The sequence below is a fragment of the uncultured Kordia sp. genome (assembly GCF_947496985.1).
Lineage (GTDB): Bacteria > Bacteroidota > Bacteroidia > Flavobacteriales > Flavobacteriaceae > Kordia.
Genome location: NZ_CANMEZ010000002.1, coordinates 631280 through 652704, shown reverse-complemented (window position 1 = coordinate 652704; position 21425 = coordinate 631280). Strand labels below are relative to the sequence as shown.

21 protein-coding genes are annotated in these 21425 nt (G+C 30.9%); 7 read left to right on the top strand and 14 right to left on the bottom strand.

Features of this window, described 5'->3' with window-relative positions:
• Nucleotides 1–26 precede the first annotated feature (26 nt).
• From Q0828_RS07860 to Q0828_RS07820, 9 genes are all read right to left on the bottom strand, one after another.
• On the bottom strand, nt 27–224 hold the full coding sequence (locus Q0828_RS07860) for a hypothetical protein (protein WP_298419348.1): 198 nt from the start codon (nt 222–224) through the stop codon (nt 27–29).
• A 33-nt stretch (nt 225–257) separates the two neighbouring features.
• Nucleotides 258–416 carry a hypothetical protein gene (locus tag Q0828_RS07855; protein ID WP_298419347.1) on the bottom strand — a complete coding sequence of 53 codons (159 nt, stop codon included), beginning with the start codon at nt 414–416 and terminating at the stop codon, nt 258–260.
• Between the two features lie 236 nt (nt 417–652).
• On the bottom strand, nt 653–808 hold the full coding sequence (locus Q0828_RS07850) for a hypothetical protein (protein ID WP_298419345.1): 156 nt from the start codon (nt 806–808) through the stop codon (nt 653–655).
• A gap of 83 nt (nt 809–891) precedes the next feature.
• Nucleotides 892–2586, bottom strand: coding sequence for a tetratricopeptide repeat protein (locus tag Q0828_RS07845; RefSeq protein ID WP_298419343.1), 1695 nt, complete (start codon nt 2584–2586; stop codon nt 892–894).
• A 207-nt stretch (nt 2587–2793) separates the two neighbouring features.
• Entirely contained in the window at nt 2794–2982 is a 189-nt protein-coding gene (locus Q0828_RS07840) for a hypothetical protein (RefSeq protein ID WP_298419341.1), read from the bottom strand.
• 60 nt (nt 2983–3042) lie between these two features.
• Nucleotides 3043–3240, bottom strand: coding sequence for a hypothetical protein (locus Q0828_RS07835; protein ID WP_298419339.1), 198 nt, complete (start codon nt 3238–3240; stop codon nt 3043–3045).
• A gap of 171 nt (nt 3241–3411) precedes the next feature.
• The gene (locus tag Q0828_RS07830) at nt 3412–3579 is read right to left on the bottom strand and encodes a hypothetical protein (RefSeq protein WP_298419338.1); all 168 of its coding nucleotides are present in this window, start codon (nt 3577–3579) and stop codon (nt 3412–3414) included.
• Nucleotides 3580–3669: 90 nt separating this feature from the next.
• Nucleotides 3670–5376 (bottom strand): AraC family transcriptional regulator, encoded by a 1707-nt coding sequence (locus Q0828_RS07825; RefSeq protein ID WP_298419336.1) that lies wholly within the window; start codon nt 5374–5376, stop codon nt 3670–3672.
• Between the two features lie 219 nt (nt 5377–5595).
• Nucleotides 5596–6486 (bottom strand): thioredoxin family protein, encoded by an 891-nt coding sequence (locus tag Q0828_RS07820; protein WP_298419334.1) that lies wholly within the window; start codon nt 6484–6486, stop codon nt 5596–5598.
• Nucleotides 6487–6709: 223 nt separating this feature from the next.
• On the opposite strand from Q0828_RS07820, the gene Q0828_RS07815 reads away from it, so the two are divergent.
• Entirely contained in the window at nt 6710–7678 is a 969-nt protein-coding gene (locus tag Q0828_RS07815; RefSeq protein WP_298419332.1) for a sensor histidine kinase, read from the top strand.
• A complete protein-coding gene (locus Q0828_RS07810) occupies nt 7675–8379 on the top strand; it encodes a LytTR family DNA-binding domain-containing protein (RefSeq protein ID WP_298419330.1) in 705 nt (234 codons plus the stop codon). The genes Q0828_RS07815 and Q0828_RS07810 overlap by 4 nt, the downstream gene beginning before the upstream one ends.
• A 36-nt stretch (nt 8380–8415) precedes the next feature.
• On the opposite strand, the gene Q0828_RS07805 is transcribed toward Q0828_RS07810, so the two are convergent.
• Complete coding sequence (locus tag Q0828_RS07805) at nt 8416–8580, bottom strand: hypothetical protein (RefSeq protein WP_298419328.1); 165 nt, start codon at nt 8578–8580, stop codon at nt 8416–8418.
• Nucleotides 8581–8688: 108 nt separating this feature from the next.
• Here Q0828_RS07805 and Q0828_RS07800 point away from each other — a divergent pair, with 108 nt between their 5' ends.
• The gene (locus Q0828_RS07800; RefSeq protein ID WP_298419326.1) at nt 8689–9471 is read left to right on the top strand and encodes an amidohydrolase; all 783 of its coding nucleotides are present in this window, start codon (nt 8689–8691) and stop codon (nt 9469–9471) included.
• 73 nt (nt 9472–9544) lie between these two features.
• Here the strand turns inward: Q0828_RS07800 and Q0828_RS07795 are convergent, their stop codons facing one another.
• Together Q0828_RS07795 and Q0828_RS07790 are read right to left on the bottom strand one after the other, a co-directional pair.
• Nucleotides 9545–11161, bottom strand: a complete 1617-nt coding sequence (locus tag Q0828_RS07795) for an Ig-like domain-containing protein (protein ID WP_298419324.1) — start codon at nt 11159–11161, stop codon at nt 9545–9547.
• Between the two features lie 61 nt (nt 11162–11222).
• Nucleotides 11223–11756, bottom strand: a complete 534-nt coding sequence (locus Q0828_RS07790; protein WP_366523567.1) for a phosphoribosyltransferase family protein — start codon at nt 11754–11756, stop codon at nt 11223–11225.
• A 208-nt stretch (nt 11757–11964) separates the two neighbouring features.
• Here Q0828_RS07790 and Q0828_RS07785 point away from each other — a divergent pair, with 208 nt between their 5' ends.
• The 4 genes from Q0828_RS07785 to Q0828_RS07770 all read left to right on the top strand — a co-directional run bounded on the left by Q0828_RS07785 (nt 11965) and on the right by Q0828_RS07770 (nt 17260).
• Nucleotides 11965–12336 carry a hypothetical protein gene (locus Q0828_RS07785; protein WP_298419322.1) on the top strand — a complete coding sequence of 124 codons (372 nt, stop codon included), beginning with the start codon at nt 11965–11967 and terminating at the stop codon, nt 12334–12336.
• A 151-nt stretch (nt 12337–12487) separates the two neighbouring features.
• On the top strand, nt 12488–13042 hold the full coding sequence (locus tag Q0828_RS07780) for an rRNA adenine N-6-methyltransferase family protein (protein ID WP_298419320.1): 555 nt from the start codon (nt 12488–12490) through the stop codon (nt 13040–13042).
• 36 nt (nt 13043–13078) lie between these two features.
• Nucleotides 13079–14620, top strand: coding sequence for a glycine--tRNA ligase (locus tag Q0828_RS07775; protein WP_298419318.1), 1542 nt, complete (start codon nt 13079–13081; stop codon nt 14618–14620).
• A gap of 255 nt (nt 14621–14875) precedes the next feature.
• Nucleotides 14876–17260, top strand: a complete 2385-nt coding sequence (locus Q0828_RS07770) for a DUF2339 domain-containing protein (protein ID WP_298419316.1) — start codon at nt 14876–14878, stop codon at nt 17258–17260.
• A gap of 77 nt (nt 17261–17337) precedes the next feature.
• Here the strand turns inward: Q0828_RS07770 and Q0828_RS07765 are convergent, their stop codons facing one another.
• Nucleotides 17338–17898, bottom strand: coding sequence for a hypothetical protein (locus Q0828_RS07765; RefSeq protein ID WP_298419315.1), 561 nt, complete (start codon nt 17896–17898; stop codon nt 17338–17340).
• A gap of 103 nt (nt 17899–18001) precedes the next feature.
• Nucleotides 18002–21415: a hypothetical protein gene (locus tag Q0828_RS07760; protein ID WP_298419313.1), complete on the bottom strand. Its 3414-nt coding sequence runs from the start codon at nt 21413–21415 to the stop codon at nt 18002–18004.
• Between the last annotated feature and the right edge of the window lie 10 nt (nt 21416–21425).

Genomic DNA, 21425 nt, shown 5'->3' with positions numbered 1-21425 from the left:
TCCTAATTATCTAGTTATCGTTACTACTATTTTGGAGCAGTACAAATTCCTGGAGATCCAGTATTGTAGCACCATCTGTTGTAAGTCCAGTTGCAAAATTCTGGCTCTTGTGTATTACAAATTGGACTGCCATAAGAGAAATTTCCACCTTTTACATCTTCATTCGTTAAAGCGGAAACGGATTTCTTGTTTAGCGATAAATTTTTTAAATTCTTTTTTTTCATGGTTTAAAATTTAATAGTTAATAAATGTAATTTTTAGTGTGCATGGCAAGAAGTTGGACATAAAGAATTGAAGGTATTACAACCTGTCCAAGCGCGTGTTCCACCACCAACAATTCTATCTTGTTTTGCAACATCTAAATTTGCAATTGATGCCTTTACTAATTTTAGCGACTTTACTTTTTGAGTTTTCATAAATTAATGTTTTAGGTTATTTACTAATTCACGCTACTTAAATATGTAAGTAAAATTTCGTGAATTTTGTTATTTAAAAGTATGTTGGAAAACCTGCCTTTCCAAAGTTTGATAACTCAAGAAATCTAAAAATTAAAGGAATTGAGGTAAGTGTAAATAAAGTTGTGTTTTACTAAGAAATAAAAAAATCGGAAGCAGTACTTCCGATTTTTCATGTGAATTAATAAGTGTGTAAGTTAAAAACAAACATACGGACCGCAATGGGTTCCAAGTCCGCTTTCTTCTTCGTCAAGTGTACGCGTTCCGCCTTTCAACTGCTGAGCTGTAACTTGATTGATTTTAGCAATCGTTGATTTTTTAAAATACATCTTTTGTAAAGTTTTCACTTTCATAAATATTGTTTTATGGTTGTTTTCTGTACAAGAAAGATAGGTTATTAATATAGTTGTTGTGTGGTATTTACACCTCAAATTACTTAATTTGAGGTAATATTTTTATCGGTATCTTCTAGATTTTTAATGTAGTAAGAAGGATAGAGCTTTGTGTGCGCTTTGAAGTATTTAGTGAACGAATTTGTGCTCTTATATCCAATTTCTTCGGCAATATGCTTAATGGAATAGTTGCGAAATTTTGAATCTTCTTTAAGCCGTTTTAATACATACTCAATACGTAATTCGTTGATGTATTCGTAAAATTTCTTCTGTTTATAGGTTCTTATTATCTTAGATAAATAAGTTGTATTCGTCTTTACTTTTTTTGCCATATTTTGCAAATTACAATTACTATTTAGAAAATATAATGCGTGCTCTAGCTTTTCCAAACCTTCTAAAATGGCTTCTATTTTTTTATCTTTTATCGTGAAATCAGCTTTCTTTTCAGGTTCTTTTTTAGCTTCTATTTGTGAAACTAATTTTTGAAAAATGACTTTATTTTGTGTTCTAATTTTAATGAACTTAAACAAAAAGAAACCACACAAACCAAGTACAAAAGCTGTGAACAAAATTACATATAGTAAACTATTTTCTAACCTAGAAGTCAGCGAAGACAAATCGTTATTTTCTTTCCGAACAGTTTCATACAAATCTTTAATAACCTCAATATTTTGAACTTTATTGTGCTTATTGAGTTCTATGTATTTTGATGTATAGGCCAAATGTTCTTTGTATTGATCAAGTTTTTCGTAAGCATTTGCCAAAGTGTGATATGTGCCAAGTAATTCTGGCGGATTGAAATTATTACTTGCAATTGTATTTTTGTTTGAAACGATTGTTTCTACATTTTTTAAGAATGTAATTGCTTTGTCGTATGTTTTCAGCTCATAATACGATTTGCCAATATAATAGTAGATTTCCGTCAAACGATTTTGATTGTTTAAACCTTTGGTAATCTTTTCGGCTTTTGTTAAATATTCAATAGCGACTTTAAAATCACCTTTAATAAAATATGCAATACCAATATCGATATAAAAATAACTAACACCTTCATCATCATTAATTGCTAAACTTTTTTGCAAACCAATTTTAGCATAATGCAACGTAGAATCAGGTTGATGTAATCGTAAAAAAGTACCGCCAATCCCCATATAAGAATTAATCACAATCAGTTGATCTTCAAATTGATATTGCTCTGCTAACTGTGCATTGTTTTTATAAATTTCTAAAGCTTCTTCAAAAAACTCCATCCGTCTTTTGATCTTTGCCATATTTGCTTTCGCTCTGATTTTTAACTCAATATCATTTCGTTTGTTCGCAATTTCTAGTGCTTTTAAATAGCTTGCTAATGCTTCTTTATTATCCCCAAGATATACAGTAGCATTTCCTTTAGTTAAATAACATTCAGCCACTGAAATTTCATCTTTTAAGTGTTTTGCAGTTGCAATTGCAGAATCACAATACTTGATTGCTAGTTCATAATTTCCTTCAATATTGGCAATCCGTGCATGTTGAAAATATGCAGTATAAACACTGTTTATGTCGTTTGTATTTTTACTTTTTTTAAGCAAAATATGTGCATATTTCTTAGCTAAATCTGGATTGGAATGTTTTTGTTGAATGATAAAAGTGAGCATTTCTTTGGCAGAAGCGTCTTCGGGCATTTCCTGAGCAAAGATGTTAGAAGTCAGAAGTACGAAACCAATAAAACTCCAAAATTTCGCCATCTTTCGTATCATAAAACTCTTTTTAATGGAAAATACCTTGTTCTTTTTTTGAAAAGCACATTAAAATGTTGGTAGAAAATTTTAGTGATGACTTTTTACAAAGAACATAAAGGAGTTAAAAATAGTAATAATAAAATATATTCATCTCGTTTTGTCATTTTTCTGCATAAAAAAAGCTTCTCAATTGAGAAGCTTTTATAACTATATAAAAAGTGTATGTTATTGACAGTTTGTTTGATTTCCTGTTAAACATAACGATCCTGTTTGTCCTGTTGTTGGTCCTTCACATCCAAAGCATGAACGTGTTGGTGTTTGCCAAGGTAACGTAAATCCTCCTTTAAGGGAATCTTGACCTAATTGACTTACTTGTTTTTTATTTAATGATAATTTTTTAAGATGTTTTTTCATGAGTTTAGATTTTTAAATGTGATTAATTTTTGTGTTTTGAAAATTAGTTTGTTTAAACACTTACTCAGGCATACTTCCTCCACTGTAAATACGTGTTGTTAAAAACGGTGGGCATGGATCCATTGTGCAATTAGTATCATGACACATATTTCCTCCTTTAACATTACTTGTACTTCTTGGTGTGATAGCAGAAATCTTTTCTTTCTTAAATTCAAGTTTATCAAAAGTGAATTCTTTGTTTAGGTTCTTTTTCTTCATGAGTATGAGTTTTTATGATTTGTTAATCATTTCAAGATAGATAAGAAATGAAAGGATTAATAGAAATATGTGAGTATATTCTTGAAATATTTATGAATTTGCGCACAAAAAAACCAGAAGAGAATCTTCTGGTTATACTTTAATATTAGGGCTTTATACTTATAAAAACGCTTATTCAGAAGTGTTAAATTGACAATATAATTGACCTGGGCAAATGGTAAGCTCAACAGAGTTAAATTGTGTGCGTGTACCACCTTTCATAGCATCTACTTGATTCGTTACCATATTAGCTATTAAACGTTTTTTCAAATGCATGGTTTTTAAGTTTTTTTTCTTCATAATTGATTATTTAAAGTTTATGTTTTCGGTTTGAAAATAAACATATTTTACATCGTACGTTCTATGCTGTAGTATAGCTGCGACTCAAATTTATAAATTTGAGTTATTCTTTTTCTCTTTTTCGTTTAAATTTTGAATGTAAAAAGAAGGATACAATTTAGTGTGTGATTTAAAATGTTTTGTAAATGAATTGGTGCTTTTATAGCCAATCTCCTCAGCGATGTTTTTAATAGAATATTTTCTGAATTTTGAATCTTCCTTTAAACGTTTTAATACATATTGAATCCGTAATTCATTGATGTATTCTGTGAATTTTTTCTGCTTATGTGAACCAATGATTTTTGATAAATAACTCGTATTGGTTTTAATCTTTTTGGCAACATTTTGTAAAGAACAATTACTATTTAAAAAATAAAGAGAAGCTTCAAGTTTGTCCAAACGTGTTAAAATTTCCTGCACTTTTTTATCTTGAATAGTTACATCTGTTTTCTTTTTCTGATGACTTTCTGTTTCAATCTTTTGCATCAACTGCTCAAAAATGATTTTATTTTTTTTACGCACTTTTATAAATCTCCAAATAAAGTAAATACAACAAAGTAATGCTAATACTGCAGCAATTGAAATAATTTTAACGGTATCTTTTAAGCGAGATTCAGAAGTACTTAATTCTTCTTTTTCCTTATGGACATTATCTAATAGAGCTTCATATACATTGGTGCGATCGACATCTTTTAGTTTGTCTAACGCTTTGTATTGTTCAAAACTGGCATTCGATTTTTTAATATCACCTTGTTTTTTATAAACATCAGCTAAAGTTTCATGTGTCTTTAATAATATATGCGGATTGAACTTTAGTACATCATTATTTTTATTCTCTTGGGAAAAAGTTTTTTTTGTAAGGGCTAAAAAATGAATTGCTTTTTCATAATTTTTCAATCCTTCATATGACTTCCCTATATAATAATACACTTCTACTAATCTTTTTTTGTTCTTTAGATTTAGTGTAATTATTTCTGCTTTTTTCAAATAGGTAATCGCTTTTTTGAATTCACTTTTCATGAAATAGGCAATGCCCATATCAATATAAAAATAACTTTCTCCTTCTACATCATTATTTTCGGTTGCATACGTGAGTCCTGGCGTTGCATAAAACAGTGTAGAATCTGGTTCTGATAAGGTTAAAAACGTACCTGTAAGACCTAAATAGGTGTTTATTCCAATGGTTTCTTTTTCGACTCCAAATTCTTTACAGAGCTTAAAATTTTGCTGAAACATTCTTAACGCTTCTTCATTAAAATGAACATTGCGTTTTACTTTTGCAATATTGCCACGTGCTTTTATTTGATTTCGAATATGTTCACTTTTTTTAGCGTAGTCTAAAGCTTCCAAATAGTATATTAAAGATTTTTTATCATCGCCAAGATATACATACGCGTTTCCTTTAGTAAGTAATGCCTCAGATAGAAACACATCATTTTTTAATACTTTTGCGATATCTTCAGCGCGTGTAGCATACTTGATTCCTATTTTATAATCTCCTTGAATATTGGCAATTCGTGCAAGTTGGTAATAAGCTTTAAAAGTATATTCTAGACTTTTAGCTGTTTCACTTTTCTGAAGTAATATTTTTGCGTTTTGTTGTGCTGTTTCTGGATCTGAAAATTTTTGTTCTAAAATCAACTCGTATATTTCCGAAAAGGAAGCATTTTCTGAGAGTTGTTGCGCTTGCGCTGAAAAAGAAAAAGTAAGTGTACATATAATGATCGAAGTCAAAAAATTAGCAACTATTCGCGTCATAAACCTCTTTTTTTAAGAAATGTAATTCAATATAAGTTATGTGTTAAAGGCACGTAGAAATCGTGGTAGCGCAATTTCATTAATTCGTCATAAAAACGAATTGCGTCTAAAATAAGAATAATAAAAATAGGATACTGTGTTTAAAAACAAAAAGCAACGCTATAATCTCACAAGGAGAAGCGTCGCTTTTCAAACAAACTTTGCGTTGATAAGTAATTATTACTGCATTTTTGCTAGCATTGTTTTTGCATTTGCGTCATTTGCATCTAAAGCCAACACTTTGGCGTAATTTTCTTTTGCTTTTTCATATTCTTTTGTTTCATAGTATGCTTCAGCCAAGCTATCATAACAGTTTTTATCTTCTGGAAAGAGTTGTGTATTAATAGTAAAAACGGTAATAGCTTTTGAAATTTCTTTTGCTTTTGAACGAAGCAACATATATCCATACGTATTTAATTCTCTTGAATTTTTTAAAAAAGGCTTTAATTTAGAAATCACTTTTTCTGTGTTTTTAGTAACATAATTTTCTCCTTTTTTCTTAAATATATTATCTAATTCAGTGACAACTTGATACTTGTGTTGGTATGATTTTTTGCGACAAATTTTTAATAAGTCGGCCTCAAAACTTTCCACAGGATGTTCTACAATACGTCCAATTTCTTTTCCTCTTTTATTATATACAATAAACGTAGGGACTCGATGAATGTTCATGCCTATTTCTTCACCATTAGGTCCTTGTTTGTAATGTTCGCGACCATTATTAAGTCCGACAACACGCAAATTACTTTCAGGAAAATTGGCAGCTTCTAATACTTTATAAAACTTTGGGACTTCACGTTTGCTATCGCCACACCAAGTTCCCATAAAAACAGTAATTGTATATTTTTTGAGTTTTCGTTGTAGTTTTTCTGTAATTTCTACATTCGGTTCGTACGCTTCGTAATTTGGAGTAAACCATGTATTAAAAGAGTTTTGCGTAAGCCCACTTTTATTAATTTCTCCTAACATTTTTTCACGTCCTCTAGTGTCTTTTGTAACTTGATTGAGTTCTTGCGAAAGCAAAATTTGACATAAAAAAAGTGTTAGTAGTGTTGTAAAAAGTCTGTTCATTTTTTGGTTATTTTAAATTGATACCTCAAAACTCGTTCAACCCAAAAAGGTTTGCTAAAAAAATGTACAGCATGCGCGAATACCTTTATGAAAAGCATTTTAGGAAAAGATGTATTTCTTGTATCAAAAAGAGAAGTTTATACAGTAAAGAATGTATTTTGTCCATTTATATTTGAACAATTCTAGGTTTCTTAGTACTTTGAATGCTTGTAAAAACTACAATATGAACTTTTTTAGCTATAGAATTTCTAAAATCCTGATTCACATTTTATTCTGGGCGTTGTTCATTTTTGTTTCGTTATTTTACTTCTCTCATTACTATTGGACAGAAAATCCCTTTTTACAATACTTATCTATTTTAGTAACCATTGTATATGTAAACGACTTCGTATTGCTGCCTTTTTTTGAAAAGAAAAAATGGTATACATTGTATATTTTGGTCATAACACTCATCAGTTTTTTTGCAACGCAACTATATTGTAATGTATTTGCGCAATGTGGCTGTAGTGTGGTAAAATGTTTGTCGGATTATGTGTGGCAAACAATTGTACCAATTATCTTTTTCTCTTTTATTTGGATGTTATTTCGTTATTTAAAAAAGAAGGATGAAGTAGAAGCTATTGAACGAAAACATACGGAAATGGAGCTAAAGTTTTTAAAATCGCAGATAAATCCACATGTATTGTTCAATAATTTAAATACGATTTATTCCTATTCATTAGAAAAACCAGGACAAGTTCCTGATTTAATTTTAATGTTGTCCAATAATTTGAAACATGTATTGTATGAAAGCAATGCTACGTTTGTTATGTTAGAAAAAGAACTCACTTTTATTGACAATTATATTAAATTTCAAGAGATTCGCACAGAAGGCATCAAAACGATTGAATATACGAAGCAGACAGATCGTACAAACTATGAAGTAGCACCATTGTTGTTAATTACAATTATTGAAAATGCATTTAAACACAGTATTATTGATAGCATAATTGATTTGCATATAAATGTACAAAATGGTGAATTGGAATGTGTGTGTACAAATGAATTTGATCCAACAAAGGAAACAGAAGAAGACAAGATTGGATTGCAAAATTTAAAGAAACGCTTGGAATTAATTTATAAAGATAAATATGAACTTATGATCGCTGCTGATGAAAAATATTGTGTCACTTTGAAACTACAACTCTCATGAAATGTATCATAATAGAAGATGAAATTCCTGCACAGCGCATTCTAAAGAATTATATTAATAAAGTATCACATTTAGAATTAGTTGACACATTCAATGCAGCATTAAAAGCATATGATACATTATATTCTGAAGAAATCGATTTGATTTTTTTAGACATTAATTTACCTGATATTTCTGGTTTAAGCTTTCTGCGAACGCTAAAAAATCCGCCAACCATTATTATGACAACGGCATATCCTGATTATGCAGTGGAGAGTTTTGAGTTTGAAACAATTATTGATTATTTGGTCAAGCCATTTTCGTTGGAACGTTTTCTAAAAGCAATTCAAAAAACACAACGAAATCAACCAAAAGTATTACAGGTAGAAACACCAAAAACACCTTCAGACACCTTGTTTTTAAATGTTGATAAGACGTTTCATAAAATACAGTTTCAAGATATTTATTATGTAGAATCGGAACGAAATTATTTAACCTTAGTAAGTAAACAACAAAAGTTATCATTCATTGCAAGTTTGCGTACATGGAAAGAGAAGTTGCCACAACAGCAATTCATTCAAATTCATAAATCGTTTGTGATTAATGTAAAACACGTAGATAAAATTACTGGAAATGAAGTGTATATTCACGATAAACGCATTCCAATAGGTAGAACTTTTAAAGCGAAACTATTTGAAGTACTGGATATTAATGTAAAATAATAGAAAATAGAAAGTGAACCGAAGTTCACTTAAAAATTAATCATCCCAAGGATTTGTAAGATGACAACAATTTCTCTCTGGAGAATAGTTACAACAAATTCCTCCTCCATTAATTGCTTGTTGTTCCTTTTTGCTTAATGGTTTCCCAATCTTTTCAATATTTTTTAACATAAGATTTGATTTTAGGTTAATGATTTTCAAGTTATAAAAACATACTACGAATCAGTTACGGAAAAACCATACTTAACATTTGCGTTATGCTGTAGATATTTTGTAATTTCATGCCTCGTACTAAAACTTGCGAAGCAAATGGAAAACCAAGAATTAAAAGTAGCATTGATACAAACCAATCTTGTTTGGGAACATCCAGCAGAAAATCGTTTGCAGTTAGACCAAAAAATAAAAGCTATTTCAACATCTGTCGATTTAATTGTTTTACCAGAAATGTTTACCTCTGGTTTTACTATGAATCCAGCACAAGTTGCTGAAGAAATGGAAGGTGAAACACTAACTTGGTTGAAAAAATTAGCTAAAGAAAAGAATGCTGCAATTACAGGAAGTTTAGTGATTACTGAACATGGAAATCATTATAATAGATCCATTTTTGTGTTGCCATCTGGAGTTGTTGAAACCTATGATAAGCGACATACATTTACACTAGCAGGTGAACATGAAGTGTATACAGCTGGAGCTGAAAAAAATATCATTACCTATAAAGGTTGGAAAATTTGCCCATTAATTTGTTATGATTTGCGCTTTCCTGTTTGGGCTAGAAATGTAGAAAGTTATGATGTATTGCTATATGTTGCTAATTGGCCAAAACCAAGAATTAGTGCTTGGGACGCGTTGTTGAAAGCACGTGCTATAGAAAACATGAGTTATTGTATTGGTGTAAATAGAGTAGGGCTTGACGCAAATTCGCATGAATATCCTGGGCATTGTGCAGCGTATGATGTTTTAGGTGAAAAACTAACAAGTATTGAACCCAACACGGAAGAAACAGCAATAATAACGCTTACAAAATCGAACATTGAAACCTATCGAAATAAGTTGAAGTTTTTAGATGATAAAGATGCTTTTGTGTTGTCGTAATTCATATCTCTTTAAAAGGTTAAAACAATGAATTACAAAAAAAGAATGGTTTTGAAGTGTTAAAAAATACTTTTTACTTAAAAATAAACGTTTCATCCCAATCCCAATTGGCTCTTAATTCAATTTTCTTTTGAATATAAGCAACACGTTCAGGTTGAATATTTTTCAAGAAATTTCCAGTATCCCATTTTCCGTTTTTATTAGTGTCAAATATTGCTCTAATGAAAATGTTTTGAGGCTCAATGTTTAGAAAATCGTATGTAGGTTTAGGTTCTGTAATATATTTCTCAGCAATGACTTCAAGTTTGTCAGTGACAATTTGAATAATTAATGGATATTCTTTAGCATTTTGGAGTGTCAATTTAATATTTGCATATTCCGTTTTAGCTTTTGTCGTCAATGTGTAATTTAAGGTATCATTGGCTTCTTCATAGAAGTCCGTAATTGTTTTGGGCATCATAGTTACCGTATAACGCTGACTTTCTTCTTTATCGAATAAGATATCTAAACGATTTTTTTCTTCATTAAATTTTGACGTAAATTCTACTGCAACAGAATCTTTATTCTGAATCGAAATAATATTTTTATCAATAGCAACAATTGGTGTATTAGCGCTAATACTAAAATCGGCATTTAATGGAATTCCACCTCTGTGACTTGTTTTTAATTGTAAAGAATCACCTTCTAAATCTTTCAGTTTTACAGTAAATTCTTTAGCATATGTTCCTTTAGAAACATTAAAAATCAATGAATCTGTTTTCGGCGTTAAATGCTTAAACCAATATCGAAGTGTGTCTTTTTTAGGGTCTTGTGTAATTTTATATCGAAAGCTGTCAGATACTTTTGATACTAAGTCAATCTTCATGTCTTTGCTTTTACCTTCATAGCCAAAAGCAATCATTTCTTTAGAAATTTGCGCTGGACGTGTAGCTTTAAAAGCAGGAATTTCTTTAAACAAAGTGATTGTATACAAAGAGTCTGTAGGAACAGTTACTTCTTCTTCCACATAACCAATTTTGTCTGTTTTTGGATTGAATAAATAATTGTTAGCAACATCTTTCATAGCAACCAACTTATATGTTCCTGCACGTAAGTTTGAAAGCTTAAAGTCTGAAACACTATCTAAAGTATTTGTGATGTACGTTGGTACTTTTTTATAAATGGTAGAATCGTTATATGTAGAATCAATTTCATATAACATCACAGAAACAAAAGTTTCAGGATTTTTATCCAATGCATCTTTAATCGCTCCACCAACTTCTAACGAATCAATATAATCACCAGTAGAAAATACATATTTAAAATATTCATATGGATTTTCTTCATTATTATCTACAATACTTTGTCCAAAATTAAAGGAATATGTAGTGTTTTTTTGAAGTGTATCTGTAATTTGGATATCAATATATTTACTAGCGCCACTTTGTGGGTATACAGTATAACCACCTTCCTTTATTGGTGGCGAAATAATTAATTGTTTTCGAATATCTTTTACTTTAATATATTCATTAAAATAAATCCGAATACGTTTCTGGTCAAAATTAGTAGTAAATTCTTCAGGTTGCGACTTTACCATTTTTGGAGGCTCTGTGTCAGGATCTCCACCTGATGGAACGCCTCGTTTGGCACAATTTATCAATGATAAAAAGAGAAGTGCTGCAATACTGAAAAATAATAAACGATGTTTCATTAATGATAACTAAAATAATATGGTACAAATAAACTAATTATTTTTGGTACATACGAACGTTTTAACTCGCTATTGACATAGTTGCGATGCTAATTTTAATATTTGGTATTTTTTTAAGCGCATTCGCACAAGCTTCCAACGTTGCTCCTGTCGTAATAATATCATCTACAAGAAGAATATGTGCGTGTTCCAATTTTTCAGCATTTTCAATTTCAAAAGAATGTTGTGTCGTCATCCAACGTGCTGCACGCTTTTTAAAGGCTTGTGTTTTGTTGTTGCTTACTTTTACCAATACATCATCCACATAATTCGCTTGTAAATGTGTAGCCAATTGTTTTCCAAACGTAGTTACCTGATTATAACCGCGTTTTTGGAATCGTTTTTTGTGTAAAGGAACGGGAATTACATGTGTAATACTTTGATACGAAGTTTCATTTTTTAAATCGTTTCCAAGTAAATTTCCAAATACAGTACCAATTTCTTGTTGTCCTTTATACTTTAATTGATGCACTAATTGTTGTACCATTCCATTTTTCTTGTAATGAAGTAATGCTGTTGCATTTTCGAGCAAAACACGACCATAAAAGCTATTCATTACAGGATTTTGTGCATGTTTATGATAAGAAGTAAAAGGTAAATTATGCCGACAATGTGTACAGATATGAAGTTCTTGATGTAATAATTTATCAGAGCAACCTAAGCAAACCGCGGGAAAAAAGGAAGAAACAATATAATTTAATATCTTTACCAACTTGAAACATTAATATTTTAACATATACCAGACTAAAAGTACTACTTTTTTTATGAGTGGCGTCACAAAAGATACAATTCAGAAAATATTACTGATTGCTTTAGCAGCGATGACTGTCTCAATGGTACTTATCTCTATTTTTAATTATAATGATAATAGAGAAATGAACGATTATCTGGATACTGAAAAAGTATTGATGCGTGAAGAGTTAATGGATATCATTAAAAACTATGATCATTTAGCTAAACTAAATACTACGGATCGGTCTATTTTAAAATCTGAACGGAGGAAAGCTAAGGAGTTACTAAAAAAAGTAGAAAAATCTGTTTTAGACTACGATAGTATTATTAGTTACCGAAAACAATTACTCACATTGCGAAAAACGAATAGACAATTGCAGCGAAAGTTTGACGGAGCTATGTAACCCTGTTTTTCAGTAGTAATTTTCTGCACTTACCAATTCTTACAATCAAAAATGTAAAGAATAGCTTAAAAAAGGCATGATATTCTGAATATTTTCTTTACTTCGCGTTAGATTCAAAAACATTCATCAGTCATATTAAAAATCTCCTCGTTTGGATAGATTAAAATTTTTTAGAGAAGCGATACGTGATATCAAAACTTCGGGAACTATTTTTCCAAGTTCACGATTTTTATCACGCAGAATCGTTAACAACATTGATTTTTCTACAGTAAAAGTAATTGTGGAATTCGGCCCAGGAAATGGAATCATTACCAAAGAAATTTTAAAAAGAATTCAACCACATACAAAACTGATTACTTTTGAAATAAATGAAAAGTTTATTGAATCGTTAGATAAAATCAAACATTCTCAATTAATTATCGAAAAAGTATCTGCAGAAGACATTACGCCAATTCTAAAAAAACATGGATATGACAAAGCAGATTGTATTATTTCGAGCTTACCTTTAACCAATATTCCTACAGAAATAAGTGATCGAATCCTAGACAATTCTTATGCAGCAATGGAAAAAGATAGCTTATTTGTTCAATATCAATACAGTCTTACCTATTACAAAAAACTGAAAGAAGTATTTCATGATAATGTAAAATTATCCTTTGAAGCTTTTAATATTCCACCAGCTTTTGTGTATATCGCTAAAAAATAGCTTGTAGCTGATTCACAAACGTTTTATATTTGCGGCATGGCAAAACAAGACGATCAATTTAAGAAGGTAGTATCGCACGCAAAAGAATACGGTTATATTTTTCAATCAAGTGAAATTTATGATGGGTTAAGTGCTGTATACGATTATGCTCAAAATGGAGCAGAGTTAAAGAAAAATATACGCGACTATTGGTGGAAAGCAATGGTGCAGATGAACGAGAATATAGTAGGGATTGATGCTGCAATTCTAATGCATCCAACTACTTGGAAGGCTTCTGGCCACGTTGATGCGTTTAATGATCCTTTAATTGATAATAAAGATTCTAAAAAAAGATATCGTGCAGATGTTTTAGTAGAAGATTACTGTGCTAAAATTGAAGCTAAGATTGAAAAAGAAGTCAAAAAAGCAGCAAAACGTTTTGGTGATACATTCAATAAAGAAGAATTTGTGTCTACAAACGGACGTGTTTTAGGCTACCAAGAAAAAATAAATACAATTCTTTCACGCTTAGGGAGATCTTTAGAAAATGAAGATTTAGATGATGTAAAAGCGTTAATTGAAGAGTTGGAAATTGCAGATCCTGTTTCGGGTTCAAAAAACTGGACAGAAGTAAAGCAATTCAACTTGATGTTTGGAACTAAATTAGGAGCTTCCGCAGACACAGCAATGGATTTATACTTACGTCCAGAAACGGCACAAGGTATTTTTGTAAACTTTCTAAACGTCCAAAAAACGGGTCGTATGAAGATTCCTTTCGGAATTGCACAAACAGGAAAAGCATTTCGTAATGAAATTGTAGCACGTCAGTTTATCTTTAGACAACGTGAGTTTGAACAAATGGAAATGCAATTTTTCGTAAAGCCAGGAACACAAAAAGAATGGTACGAAGCTTGGAAGGAAAACCGTATGAAGTGGCATTTATCATTAGGAATGGGCGCAGACAATTACCGTTTTCATGATCATGAAAAATTAGCACACTATGCAGACGCTGCTGCAGATATTGAGTTCAAATTCCCATTCGGTTTTAAAGAATTAGAAGGAATTCATTCGCGTACAGATTTCGATTTGAAAGCACATGAAACGCATTCTGGTAAAAAATTACAATACTTTGATCATGAAGCAAAGGAAAGTTACGTTCCGTATGTAGTAGAAACTTCTATTGGATTGGATCGTATGTTTTTAGCAATCTTTTCAAACTCTTTAATAGAAGAAACATTGGAGGATGGCTCAGAGCGTACTGTTTTACGATTGCCAGCAGTATTAGCACCCACAAAAGCAGCTGTCTTACCATTAGTGAAAAAAGATGGTTTGCCAGAAATTGCACGTAAAATAATAGATGACTTAAAGTTTGATTTCAATGTAATTTATGATGAAAAAGATGCTGTAGGACGTCGTTACAGAAGACAAGATGCTGCAGGAACACCATTTTGTATTACGGTTGATCATGATACGTTAGAAGATAACATGGTAACTATTCGCCATAGAGATACAATGGAACAACAACGCGTAAAAATTGAAGATGTACGTAGTATTATCATGAAGGAAGTTGATATGCGCGCTTGGTTGATGAAAATGTAATTTATAGACACATATACTATTTTAAAAGCAATGCATTCGCATTGCTTTTTTGTTAATAATACCGTCTGTTTTTAATTGTGTAAATATATGATATTTAGGTTTTTATGTTTCTTTGTGTTTGGTAATATCGTCAGTTTTATTCAAAATTTGAATTGAACGAAACAAAATGATCTGTCATATTTGTATGTAAACCAACAAGAGATACTTATATTCACTTAGAAATTCTCGTGAACGGAGTATTTATAAAAATCAACCATGCAAGATCATTCAGAAACGATACGGCAACTTACGCGAAAACTAGAATTGTTATCACAAAAACAGCAACAATTTTCAAGAGAAATCAATGATTTACGTTTTCAAATTGAAAACTTAAAACTAGCAAGATGGGACGCTATTGTTAAAACGCAAGAAGCAAAAGAGGAAAAAAAAGCATCAAACATAATTTCAGAAGTTGTTTTTGAAACTACTAAAAATGAAATTAAAGAAACAGTTTCTACGCCAAAAGTAGTTTCGGAAAAATCAACACCTGCGTTTATCCCTAAACCAAATAAGATAGAAGAAGTATTAGATCAAAAATCAAATCTTGAGAAGTTTATTGGTGAAAATTTATTAAACAAAATAGGAATTATTATTACCATTATTGGTGTCGCAATTGGTGTAAAATATTCAATAGAACATGAACTCATTACACCAACAACACGAATTATTCTAGGATATTTAAGCGGAATAGGATTGTTAGGTTTTGGCATTAAATTAAAAAAGAAATACGAAAATTACAGTGCTGTTTTGGTCAGTGGAGCTATTGCAGTGCTGTATTTTATTACCTATGCGGCATTTAGTTTTTACAATTTAATTCCCCAGATGCTCGCGTTTATACTCATGGTGATATTTACAGTGTCCGGAGTGTATGCAGCCATAAAATACAACCGACAAGTCATTGCGCATATTGGATTGGTTGGTGCGTACGGAGTTCCATTCTTAGTTAGTACAGACTCTGGGAACGTATTGGTTTTATTTACATACATGACTATTATTAATATTGGAATCTTAACCATTTCTTTCAAAAAGTATTGGAAATCATTATTGGGTTCTGCATTTGGGATTACATGGCTAATTTATCTTTCATGGATTATTACAGAATATAAAATAGATGATCATTTTGGAATTGCACTGACATTCTTATTTGTGTTTTTTGCCATTTTCTACACAACTATTTTAGCTTATAAACTCATTAAAAAAGAAGTATATACAGGTATTGATATTGTACTATTATTGTTTAATACATTCATAACCTATGGAATAGGATATTCTATACTATTGGAACATGCTATTGGAAAACAATTTTTAGGTGTTTTTACTTTATCAATTGCATTTGTACATTTAATCGTAAGCTACATTTTATACACACGAAAAGATTCAGATAAGAACTTATTATATTTAGTATTCGGATTGGTTATTACGTTTGTAACCATTGCCATTCCTGTAGAACTTGATGGAAATTGGGTGACAATTTTATGGGTTTTTGAAGCCACATTGTTATTTTGGGTTGGACGTACAAAAGGAATTAAAATTTACGAGAAATTAGCACATCCCGTAATGTTTTTAGCCTTTTTTAGTTTAGCGCATGATTGGGGAAGTTTATACATAGATTCATATGATTATAGGGAAGAAAAGAGAATTCTACCAATTATAAATATGAATTTCCTAGGTTCGTTGCTATTTATGCTTTCGTTTGGATATAGTACGTATCTATTCTATAAAAAAGAATATACATCACCTTTAAAATTATCTAAAACGATTTCTCAATTTCTAGCAATTGCCATTCCTGGGATGTTACTCTTTGCGATCTACTATTCATTTAGAATAGAAATTGCAAACTATTGGAATCAACTACATATTGATTCAGGTTTTAGAGCAGGAACTGATAAATTTGATGGACTTAAAAATTTAAACTATAATTTATTAGAATTCAAGAATACCTGGATTATTAATTATTCGCTACTTTTCTTAACTATTCTTTCGTACATAAATATTAAAAAGATACAACATGAAATACTTGCTTATGTAAACTTAGTATTGAATGTGCTTGCCATTTTTGTATTTCTAACACAAGGATTATTCGCATTAAGCGAACTAAGAGATGCTTACATTCAACAATCAACAGATACTACTGTATTTGCTATTTTAATTAGATACATATCCTATGTATTTGTGATATCATTATTGATGATTACACGTATGTATGTGCGTCAAGAATTTATTAAAAAGAACCTGAAAATAATTTTTTATGGAATATTTCACATCACAATTTTATGTATCCTGAGTAGTGAATTGATTCATTGGTTAGACATTGCTTCTAATGCAGCGTCTGATAAACTCGGATTAAGTATTTTATGGGGTACATATGCATTATTTGTGATTGTACTCGGTATTTGGAAAAGAAATAAATATTTGCGAATTGGCGCCATTGCTCTCTTCGGAATTACACTTGTGAAACTGTTTTTATATGATATTGCACACTTAACTACTATTGCAAAAACGATTGTGTTTGTTTCATTAGGTGTTTTATTATTAATTATTTCATTTTTATATAATAAATACAAAAACAAGATATTTGAAGAAGTTTCTAATGAAGCTTAAATCTCAAAATAGATATAAAAAAAGCGACTATTTTAGTCGCTTTTTTCTTTTTCATATAATTTTTAGTAAGATTCCTATTAGAACCTGTATCCTAATGAAATTCCACCTCTGAAAGTGAATTCAGGAGAATTATCATCTAACCCAATGTTTCGTCCTCCACCAGCAGAAATTTCTAACATAAACCCTCTTTTGTTTACCCATTTTTTTCCAATGGCTATACCTAAGGCAGCATCAAAATAATCCACTTCTTCTTCTACATTATTAAAAAATTCAAAATCTTCTCCAGAAGCAAATTTTGAAAACACTTCTAGAAAAAGTCCTTTAGCTCCGTAATCTTCTTTATTAAAAAAGTAAAATCTGAAAAATGGTGTAAATGCAAAATTTTCGTAATAACCACCATCATTGCTATCTCTAAAATTTACAAATAGAGATGCTCCATAACCGATGGCGGTATCATTTACGCGTTCATAACTAAGATCAATTGCGGAGAAAAATGCAGCATCAAAAACGTCTAAACGAATTTCATTTTGACGATCACCAACACCAAATTGGTCATCATTTTCTTGAGCTTGTACGAATGATTGAAAGCCTACTAAAAGGCAAAAAAGCAAAAGGCTTTTAAAGTAATTGTTTTTCATAATAATTGGTATATAATGTTGTTGTGGCTTAATTAACAAGAACCATACCATTTGTAGATACACAATTTTAAAAAGGGTTGCGTCTTATTTAGATTTATTTTAATTAAAAATAAGCGCGCAACTGTACATTTCCTGTATGAATAGTACGCGAAGTCTCACTCTTTCTACCAAAATAGGAGAGATTTAAATCTAGAAATTTTGTCAATTTCTTCTGTATGATTACATTCCAAGTAAAGTTAGTTCCAGGTTGTAAACCTTCTAACATTTGATAGCCTACAGGAGAAAAAGCATTTCCTGTAAAATCGTTTTGGAAGTAACTAAATTCACCATTTAAGGCTACTTTTTGTTGATTGCTATAGGCAAAAGAAACACCCATTTTTTGCTGAGTCAATGATTCCGAATCACCAATTTTATTTTCTTTTTGTTCATATTTATAAAAAACGCTAAATCGACTATTTCTACTAAAGATATAAGAAAGTGTTGGCGTTACTTTAAATAGGTCTATTTCGAAGTTTTTATTCAAGAAATTTTCTGAAATACTTTCTGTTTTTCCGGTACTCGTGATAAGATCTGTAAGCCAAAATTTCCCAAGCTTATGTGTAAATTGAAGCTGATGCGAAGTATTTATATTCTCCTGTGAACCAATAGATAATAAATTCTTTGCTTTGGCATTTAAATAGGTATATGAAGTCGTATATCTTTGCTTCCCGCGATTGTAAAAAAGTGCATTTCGAAGACTTTGATTCAAGCCTAATACATTGTCACCTTCGCTATTGTCAAAAGGGTTAAAATTGAAATCATTGTTTTCTCTTCTAATCTTTCTATCTATTAAAAATGAAGATTGATTGTAAAAATGCGATAAAAACTTTTGAAATCCTTTTTTGTTACTCCATTGTGCAGGATTTAAGGTAACTACCTGACTAAATTTATTCTGATGTGTTTTAATGAAAATCTGATTAGGCAGCAACACACGTACATAAATGGCTTCATCAGGAAACTGTGCCAATTCAAATTCGTCTAATTCTTGAATGCCATTATTATTGTAATCATTCCAAGTGTACACACCTTGTCCTTGATCTACTTGTACATAGGTAAATTCCTGTTGTGGTAAGGTTCCTGAATTGGTTTCATACACCGTATTCAACGATACAATTTGATTGAATAACTTTTGTTGATACACCAAACGAGAATTTAGCGATTGTTCGTCCTCAATATCTTCATCTTCTTGTTGTAAAGTTCTGTAATTGACAAAAAGTGAAAGTTGCGTGTTTTTATTCTGAATCAATTTAGACTTTAAGAAATAGGTATTTGATGTATTTACTTTTTCCAAATTGTTATTACGCAAACTATCATTTACACGATATGTGTATCCAATTTCAGCATGAATTTTTAAACTATCTCCAACTCCTACAAAACCTGTATAAGCTTTAAAACGTTGACTTAAAGGTGTGAAATTCTCTGTAGCAATTTCTTGTTGTTCATTACTTTCCAAGCTCAATTGTGCGCCAACCCAACTTTTATTAAAGCTATAAGTAGAACGCGCATACATTCGTAAAAAGTCGGAAGTTGTTGTGGTAGTTTCATTGGTAAGTAAGCTTCCATTAGTTTGTAGTTTTAACTTTCCAAACGTTAAATCAGATAATAATATATGACGATTTCCTGTAGCATTATTGGTAAAATCTAAATATTCAAAACTGTAGCGAGCAGTTCCGTTTTTTTCATTAGAAAAATCTAATCCTGTGGCCAGAAATTGTTGATCTCCAGCATTGAATGTATTGTCTAAATTCCAATCACGATTAAATTCAATAGAATATAAACGTTCAATAGTTTGAAACTTTTCATCAATATAATTGAAATTAGCAAAACTGCGAATCTTCCAATTTTTATCTAATAATTGTTGCTGTACGTTTACTTGCGCTGCCAATCCTTGATTGTCATCATCATCAATAGCTGAGAATAAATTTTGATCGTTATTACTAAAACCAACTTCAAATTGCACATCTGTTTTTTCACTTGGCGTGTAGGCTCCTTTTACTACAGCAACTTGAGTTTTGGTAGGAGAAACCAATTGAATGATAGGTTCGTAATTTCCTTGCATAACACCCGCAATAGGTGCTACATATTCGTAAATTCTACCATTTGAAGCAGCATTTGCTAAAACATAATTTCCTTGATTATCGCCAACGAGTGAAAAACGAACATCAAATAAAGTATCGTCCGGATTGTTTGAAAACGCAAAAGTTTCCACACCACCAACGATTTCTTTTTTATATAAAATTCTATTTTCCGAAAACGCTTGCTCTACTGCAGAAGGTGCTGTCATCAATTGTCTGTCATCACCAGCATCTCTTAAAATAGCAACTTGTTCATCTGATAAATTTTGTTGAATAGGTTGATTTTTAGAATCATTTTCAGAATAAAGATATCCAGCAATGTTAAACTTTTCTTGCTCATATTTTGCACCTCCATATGCTACAAATCGTGTGTAATTATTATCTGTAAACTGATATTCAACACTAATTCGCATTTCGGAAGTGATCGGATATTTAGAAGTAAATGTAATTTCTCCTGCATTATAATCAATCACATAATCATTGTTTTCTCCACGTTCTACAGGCAATCCATTGACATAAACGGTTTCACTTCCGGAAACAATTAAGATGAATAATTCTTCATTAGGACCTGTTAATTTGTACGGACCTTGATTTCCTTCTTGACCTTGAAATCTACTTTGTGTATAACGTCCACGTACCAATGCACCAGAACCAAAAATGGTTGTTTTGCTGTTTTCATGTGGCAAATTAACCACAACGCCAACACCTTGTACTTTTTTCTGAAAGCGCATAAAATTGGTTTCAGTATTCTCCAAATTCACGTCTCCTGCTCGAATTTTCCAGTTCTTACTTTCGAGTTCTATAAATACTTGATCAAATTCATCTAGTCGTTGTGAATACCCACTTTCTTGAATTGGAATATTTGCATCTTGGATAGACGCACGAAGTGTAACGTTTTGAGATATTTTCCCAGAAATCTGTAAATCAAGTTCAGAATTTAATACTGTATTTTGATTGTTTCCAACCGTAACACCACGTGAAATGCTTCCGGACGTATTTAAACCATCAAACAAACGTGTGTTAGCAGGTTCTCGATTCGATTTTAATGAAACAATTTTATCAATATCAATCGGATTTTGAACAATTACATCTTTATTAAAACCAGTATATTTCTTCGTTAAAAATGTTGGGTATTGTGTATAGCTTACGCGAATGGAGTCGGTTGAAATTTTTGAAAGGTTTAAATATAAAATTGCTTTTTGAAAGTCAATTCGATACGCAGTGCTATCTAGTTGTTTATTTTTTTTATCGGTCAGCCGAAATTTATACGGATTGATGCTTACCGAATCTAATACAATAGAATCTTTAATTGCTAGCTTTTTTGTACGACGGTTGTCTGTTTGTCCCTGTACTGAAACAGTGAAAAACATAGCAATACAAAAACATAACAAGAATGACTTCATCTACAACTAA

Excerpts from the sequence above, each read along its gene's own strand:
- Q0828_RS07860 (WP_298419348.1), bottom strand. The coding sequence starts at position 224 with ATGAAAAAAAAGAATTTAAAAAATTTATCGCTAAACAAGAAATCCGTT.
- Q0828_RS07855 (WP_298419347.1), bottom strand. The coding sequence starts at position 416 with ATGAAAACTCAAAAAGTAAAGTCGCTAAAATTAGTAAAGGCATCAATT.
- Q0828_RS07850 (WP_298419345.1), bottom strand. The coding sequence starts at position 808 with ATGAAAGTGAAAACTTTACAAAAGATGTATTTTAAAAAATCAACGATT.
- Q0828_RS07845 (WP_298419343.1), bottom strand. The coding sequence starts at position 2,586 with ATGATACGAAAGATGGCGAAATTTTGGAGTTTTATTGGTTTCGTACTT.
- Q0828_RS07840 (WP_298419341.1), bottom strand. The coding sequence starts at position 2,982 with ATGAAAAAACATCTTAAAAAATTATCATTAAATAAAAAACAAGTAAGT.
- Q0828_RS07835 (WP_298419339.1), bottom strand. The coding sequence starts at position 3,240 with ATGAAGAAAAAGAACCTAAACAAAGAATTCACTTTTGATAAACTTGAA.
- Q0828_RS07830 (WP_298419338.1), bottom strand. The coding sequence starts at position 3,579 with ATGAAGAAAAAAAACTTAAAAACCATGCATTTGAAAAAACGTTTAATA.
- Q0828_RS07825 (WP_298419336.1), bottom strand. The coding sequence starts at position 5,376 with ATGACGCGAATAGTTGCTAATTTTTTGACTTCGATCATTATATGTACA.
- Q0828_RS07820 (WP_298419334.1), bottom strand. The coding sequence starts at position 6,486 with ATGAACAGACTTTTTACAACACTACTAACACTTTTTTTATGTCAAATT.
- Q0828_RS07815 (WP_298419332.1), top strand. The coding sequence starts at position 6,710 with ATGAACTTTTTTAGCTATAGAATTTCTAAAATCCTGATTCACATTTTA.
- Q0828_RS07810 (WP_298419330.1), top strand. The coding sequence starts at position 7,675 with ATGAAATGTATCATAATAGAAGATGAAATTCCTGCACAGCGCATTCTA.
- Q0828_RS07800 (WP_298419326.1), top strand. The coding sequence starts at position 8,689 with ATGGAAAACCAAGAATTAAAAGTAGCATTGATACAAACCAATCTTGTT.
- Q0828_RS07795 (WP_298419324.1), bottom strand. The coding sequence starts at position 11,161 with ATGAAACATCGTTTATTATTTTTCAGTATTGCAGCACTTCTCTTTTTA.
- Q0828_RS07790 (WP_366523567.1), bottom strand. The coding sequence starts at position 11,756 with ATGAATAGCTTTTATGGTCGTGTTTTGCTCGAAAATGCAACAGCATTA.
- Q0828_RS07785 (WP_298419322.1), top strand. The coding sequence starts at position 11,965 with ATGAGTGGCGTCACAAAAGATACAATTCAGAAAATATTACTGATTGCT.
- Q0828_RS07775 (WP_298419318.1), top strand. The coding sequence starts at position 13,079 with ATGGCAAAACAAGACGATCAATTTAAGAAGGTAGTATCGCACGCAAAA.
- Q0828_RS07770 (WP_298419316.1), top strand. The coding sequence starts at position 14,876 with ATGCAAGATCATTCAGAAACGATACGGCAACTTACGCGAAAACTAGAA.
- Q0828_RS07765 (WP_298419315.1), bottom strand. The coding sequence starts at position 17,898 with ATGAAAAACAATTACTTTAAAAGCCTTTTGCTTTTTTGCCTTTTAGTA.
- Q0828_RS07760 (WP_298419313.1), bottom strand. The coding sequence starts at position 21,415 with ATGAAGTCATTCTTGTTATGTTTTTGTATTGCTATGTTTTTCACTGTT.